The 5,695-nt window shown below is 35.4% G+C and carries 7 protein-coding genes; 4 read left to right on the forward strand and 3 right to left on the reverse strand.

Going from position 1 to position 5,695, the window contains the following annotated elements; all coding sequences use genetic code 11:
* Positions 1–442: 442 nt before the first annotated feature.
* Together V7137_RS29185 and V7137_RS29190 are read right to left on the reverse strand one after the other, a co-directional pair.
* Entirely contained in the window at positions 443–1,120 is a 678-nt protein-coding gene (locus tag V7137_RS29185; protein ID WP_335701305.1) for an LrgB family protein, read from the reverse strand.
* Positions 1,104–1,496: a CidA/LrgA family protein gene (locus V7137_RS29190; RefSeq protein ID WP_335701306.1), complete on the reverse strand. Its 393-nt coding sequence runs from the start codon at positions 1,494–1,496 to the stop codon at positions 1,104–1,106. The genes V7137_RS29185 and V7137_RS29190 overlap by 17 nt, the downstream gene beginning before the upstream one ends.
* 162 nt (positions 1,497–1,658) lie before the next feature.
* Here V7137_RS29190 and V7137_RS29195 point away from each other — a divergent pair, with 162 nt between their 5' ends.
* Positions 1,659–2,261: an SCO family protein gene (locus V7137_RS29195; RefSeq protein WP_335701307.1), complete on the forward strand. Its 603-nt coding sequence runs from the start codon at positions 1,659–1,661 to the stop codon at positions 2,259–2,261.
* Between the two features lie 408 nt (positions 2,262–2,669).
* Complete coding sequence (locus tag V7137_RS29200; RefSeq protein WP_335701308.1) at positions 2,670–4,289, forward strand: ABC-F family ATP-binding cassette domain-containing protein; 1,620 nt, start codon at positions 2,670–2,672, stop codon at positions 4,287–4,289.
* Positions 4,290–4,341: 52 nt separating this feature from the next.
* Here the strand turns inward: V7137_RS29200 and V7137_RS29205 are convergent, their stop codons facing one another.
* Positions 4,342–4,473 carry a YuzL family protein gene (locus V7137_RS29205; protein WP_081825337.1) on the reverse strand — a complete coding sequence of 44 codons (132 nt, stop codon included), beginning with the start codon at positions 4,471–4,473 and terminating at the stop codon, positions 4,342–4,344.
* Positions 4,474–4,574: 101 nt separating this feature from the next.
* Between V7137_RS29205 and V7137_RS29210 the strand changes: the two genes are divergently transcribed.
* Positions 4,575–4,817, forward strand: a complete 243-nt coding sequence (locus V7137_RS29210) for a YkuS family protein (protein WP_026563751.1) — start codon at positions 4,575–4,577, stop codon at positions 4,815–4,817.
* A gap of 185 nt (positions 4,818–5,002) precedes the next feature.
* Complete coding sequence (gene modB, locus V7137_RS29215; RefSeq protein WP_335701309.1) at positions 5,003–5,659, forward strand: molybdate ABC transporter permease subunit; 657 nt, start codon at positions 5,003–5,005, stop codon at positions 5,657–5,659.
* The last annotated feature ends 36 nt before the right edge of the window (positions 5,660–5,695 follow it).

The raw sequence follows: 5,695 nt of genomic DNA on the forward strand, positions 1-5,695 counted from the left end.
GGTGTCAAAATCAACAATAAGCTTTAACATAGCCAAAAATAAAAATAGCCGCAATGAACAATGTCATTGCGGCTAATTGAAAAAAGTTTTTCAATCATCTTCATACAAAATATTTACCCAAAATAAAAACTGTCTACACGGATGTACACAGCAACATTGGTAAAGATGTATGCTTATGATGCCCATTGTTCTTAACTCCATTCCCATATATGCTTAAATAAGCCTTCTATCAATAAAAATTTGAAAAAAGGATTTAGGAATGAACATATCCAATTGATTGGATTAGTTAAGAACGACACCTAACATAAAACATACTCCTTTAAAAAACGTAGTTTTTTAAGAAAAATTTAATTCTTTTAAAGAATATAACAAATGGAAACACTTGTCAATTTACTTTGTGCCTTTTATTGTAAGGTATGCATATAATGCTTGATTAGTTCTATTATATTAAGAATGGAATGATATAAGGAATGATGAACGATATTAATAATGCGGCGATTCCCATAGCAGCACCAGCAACGGCTCCCTGTATTTCCCCCTCCTTGACGGCCTCTGCTGTCCCAATACCATGCGCTATTGTTCCAATCGATAAACCACGTGCAAATGGGTGATCAATTTTAAAAAGATTCAATAGCTTGGGCCCAAACATAGCGCCAATCATTCCAGTAATGATTACAAAAGCTGCAATAAGTGATACATTAGCCTTTATTATTTTCCCGATTTCTGTCGCAACTGGAACGGTTACTGACTTAATCGTTAATGGCAAAAGGAGCATTTTCGAGAGATAAAAGCATTTAGCAATAACAATGGCGGATAGAATGGTTGTAAATGTTCCAATTAATAATCCTACACAAGCAGCAACTAAATACTTTGCAAATAAGTTTCGATTCTTATAGATTGGGACTGCTAGGGCAACAGTTGCTGGTCCGAGCAGATAAGTCATAATCTTTTTTGCAGGTATATAATCATGATAAGAAATATGTGATCCTACTAACAGGATAATAATAATAAACGTACTAAAAAACACAGGACTGGTAAATGGCGAGGAGTATCTATGGCCAAATTTTCGTGTAAAAATATAGACAGCTAGGGTTAAAAAAATACTATACACTGTGATCATGATAATTCACTTTTACCTTTTCTTTTTTCATAATTACAGTTTGTGTTGCCTTCCCAGCTGATAAGAGACCAATAAATGCACTGATGACAAGAACAAATAAGATTAGGATTCCCTTATTTAAAAAGATAGGGCCTAATGTCATTAAGCCAACTGCTATCGGTATGAAAAAAAAGCTTAAATGTTTTAATAACCATGTAGCTGCCAAGTCTATTTGCTCCACTTTGATGACACGTGTCCAAAGTAAAATTAACAGTAGAAGAATACCAATTACATTTCCTGGCACCTGCAAATGAAAAAAAACTGTTATCTGACTACCGATTTGATAAATGACTATTAATATCGCAATTTGAAAAGAAAACATCAGCACTTTTTTCACCCCAATACCTCCTATCTCACTAAAATTTAAATATTCCAAAAATACAATCAATAATATTACAGTATAAAGGAACTGCATTTTAAATGCACGAAGTTTTGTTCACAAATTATCCATATCTTTTTTGGGGTAACTTCTTTATCTTAAATGTAGGGGGGATTACATATGAAAAAGATTTATTTAATTTGTGGTCTTGCTGTGTTCATTGGAATAGCAGCAGGAATTTCTTTCTTTCTCATACGAGATGCAAATGCTAAAATACCTGCAGAAGTTACCTTGATTAATCAAAATGGTGATTCCTATAATTTCGGAAAAGATAAAACCAAACTAAAACTTGTTGAATTTATCTACACGCATTGTCCTGATATTTGTCCAACCACGACCCAAAAGATGATTGACTTGAAAAATGATTTTGAGAAGGCTGGTGTTTTTGGGAAGGATATTGAATTTCTGACGATTACCATCGATCCTTATCGAGACACGCCGGAGATCTTGACCAGTTACATGGAAGGCTTTCAAATTGAAAATAATAAGGACTGGTTATTCTTAACAGGAGATAAACAAAACATTAAAAGAGACCGTGCAGAGATTAAAAAAGTTACGGATTCGATGCAATTTCAGTATAAAGATCCTGGCAACGGACAATTCATTCATTCCACCTTTACCTATTTGATTGATGGTAACAATAAATTTATGGCCAAGTTTCCGATGGGAGAAGACTTTGACAAACAAGAAGTTTATGACAAAGTTATGGATAAAATAAAGTAATGCAAAAAGAACTTAAACAAAAAAATGCGATTAGTCCATATGGATTAATCGCTTTTTATTTCCGGGTTCTGTACCCTGCCTGTGTATTAGTTCACAGAAGAAGGGTAATTTTTTATTTTTTGCAGTGACATGAGGTAATTGGATTTTGGTTTGGTTAAACTCGCTTTTATACCAGCCTTTTTTAACTTGTTAACAAGTTCAGTTAGTTGATTTTTTGTCATCCATCTCACACCTTCTTTTACTTGCTTATTACCCAATTCTACAACAAAAATATGAATAAAGTGTGAATTAGGATAAATTTTTTTAGAAAATTTTTCTTATAAACTTTTTCTTGACGAAAACAATTCGCTCTTCTTCTGTTTTAATGGTATAATCAGTAGATATTTTGTGTTGGAGGATGTTTTAAATATGATTACTGTAAGTAACGTAGGTTTAAGATATGGAGACCGAAAATTATTTGAAGATGTAAACATTAAATTTACACCTGGGAACTGCTACGGACTAATCGGTGCAAATGGTGCCGGAAAATCAACCTTTTTAAAAATTCTATCTGGTGAAATTGAAGCACAATCTGGAACTGTTCAACTTGGACCTAACGAACGGATGGCTGTATTAAAACAAAACCATTTTGAATATGAAGAGTATGAAGTATTAAAGACTGTTATTATGGGTCATACGCGTCTTTATGAAGTCATGCAAGAAAAAGACGCAATCTATATGAAGGAAAACTTTACAGATGAAGATGGCATGAAGGCTGCTGAACTTGAAGGCGAATTCGCTGAATTAAACGGCTGGGAAGCAGAACCAGAAGCTGCCATTCTATTAAAAGGCCTTGGTATAGGCGAAGACCTTCATTATAAAACAATGGCGGAACTGACTGGCTCCGAAAAAGTGAAAGTGCTGCTTGCACAGGCTTTATTCGGCAGACCAGACGTTTTACTACTGGATGAGCCAACTAACCACTTAGACATCAAAGCCATTCAATGGCTAGAAGATTTCTTAATAAACTTTGAAAATACGGTTATTGTTGTTTCCCATGATCGTCATTTTTTAAATAAAGTTTGTACACATATTGCCGATCTTGACTTCGGTAAAATTCAAATCTATGTGGGTAACTACGATTTTTGGTATGAATCAAGCCAGTTAGCTACAAGATTAACTTCGGACGCTAACAAAAAGAAGGAAGAAAAGATCAAGGAATTACAAGCCTTTATTGCACGCTTTAGTGCCAATGCTTCGAAATCAAAGCAGGCAACATCTCGGAAGAAGTTACTAGATAAAATTACTCTTGATGATATCAGACCTTCTTCTCGTCGCTATCCATTTGTTGGGTTTACACCAGATCGTGAAATTGGGAATGATTTGTTACGAGTCGAAGGATTAACAAAAACTATTGACGGTGTAAAAGTCCTTGATAACATTAACTTTATCGTCAATAAAGGTGATAAAATTGCCCTTGTCGGAACACACGAGGCTGCAAAGACTGTGTTGTTTAAAATTCTTATGGGTGAAATGGAAGCAGACAGCGGTACCTATAAATGGGGAATTACCACTTCACAAGCTTATTTCCCTAAGGATAACTCCGAGTACTTTGAGAACAGCGACTTAAATCTAGTTGATTGGCTTCGTCAGTTCTCACCTAAAGATGACAGCGAAAGCTTCTTACGTGGATTTTTAGGGAGAATGCTTTTCTCGGGTGAGGAAGTTCTTAAAAAAGCAAGTGTCCTTTCAGGGGGCGAAAAAGTCCGCTGTATGCTTTCGAAAATGATGTTAAATGGCGCGAATGTTCTCCTTTTAGATGAACCGACAAACCATTTAGACTTAGAATCAATCACCGCCCTTAATAACGGATTAATCAACTTTAAAGGTTCATTGCTTTTCGCTTCCCATGACCATCAGTTTATTCAAACGATTGCCAATCGAATTTTTGAATTAACTCCAAATGGTTTAGTGGATAAGCAAATGAGCTATGATGAATACCTTGAAAATGATGAAATACAAAAGCAAGTGGCTGAAATGTATAAATAGTTAATAGGACTGAATGGGCACCACGTTACAGAAGACGTGGTGCCCATTTTCCTTAACTTCTCTTCTGTTTTCTTCTTGATGATGGTTCCGTTCTTGAACCTGTTTCGGTTGTCGTTGTTCCCTGTCCTTCCACTTGCGGGGAAGTCAGCCCAATTGTCGATGGATCTTTTTTACGTTTTCCCATTTTGTACACCTCCCCTATTAGCTTTTGGAGGATTATCGGTACTTATTCCGAATAATTCAGATTAAGTTAGGCAAAATAATCAAGAGGAGGAGGTGTTTTGTATGGCAAAAATTGGTGTAGAGCAATCTCTTGCACAAGTTCAACAAGCATTACGTGAAAAGGGGCATGATGTCATTGAATTAAAGCAAGAGTCGGACGCCCAGAATTGTGATTGTTGTGTTGTTACAGGACTAGATTCCAACGTAATGGGTATGCAGGATACCTTTACAAAGGGTTCTGTTATTGACGCAAACGGACTGTCAGCTGACGAAGTATGTCAACAAGTTGAAAGCAGACTTCAATAATGAATAGATTCCTCAAAGACTAAAGGATACACTTTAGTCTTTTTTTGTTTTAATCTTTTCTGATTAATTCTTTTTGCTATAATGATTATGAAATAGATGTTTTAGAAAGAGGTTTCCCTAGTTTATGAATATATACATAGCCGTACGGCCAGAGATGGTTTTGAAGTATAGGATTGATCCTTGTTATGCAAAGTGAATTTTGGTCTCCGATTTTATTGTCGCTTAAAGTAGCCTCCATATCTGTTATCTTAGTCTTTGTTGCAGGGATATTATTTGCAAGATTGCTATCAAAAGGACAGTTTAAGGGTAAAATGCTTATTGAAATCTTTCTTTTACTTCCGATCGTATTGCCTCCAACCGTTATCGGATTTTTACTTATATTTATTTTTGGAGGCAATAGTCCTGTTGGTTTATTCATTAATCACCTGTTTTCAAGTACGATTATGTTTACACCTATGGCAGCAGTAATTGCCTCAAGCATTGTTGCTTTTCCTTTAATGTATCAAACGGTCAAAATTGGTTTCCAATCTGTTGATAACGGAATTGAAGAAGCTGCAAGAGTGGATGGTGCTAACGAATGGAGTGTATTTTTCCTTGTTACTCTGCCATTATCTTCAAGATCCATTATAACTGGTCTAATTCTTAGTTTTACTAGAGCACTAGGTGAATTTGGTGCCACTTTCATGTTTGCTGGTAACATCCCTGGAAAAACACAAACTGCCCCCACTGCCATTTACATCGCAATGGAATCTGGAAATATGAATTTAGCTTGGTTGTTGGTCTTAGCCATGATTTTTCTTTCTGCATTAATGCTATTTGCTACAAATATAACACAAAAATAAGCCATGATAAGTTCCTGCTTATCATGGCTTATTTTT

This window comes from Neobacillus drentensis (assembly GCF_036962765.1).
GTDB classification, from domain to species: Bacteria; Bacillota; Bacilli; order Bacillales; family Cytobacillaceae; genus Neobacillus; species Neobacillus drentensis_C.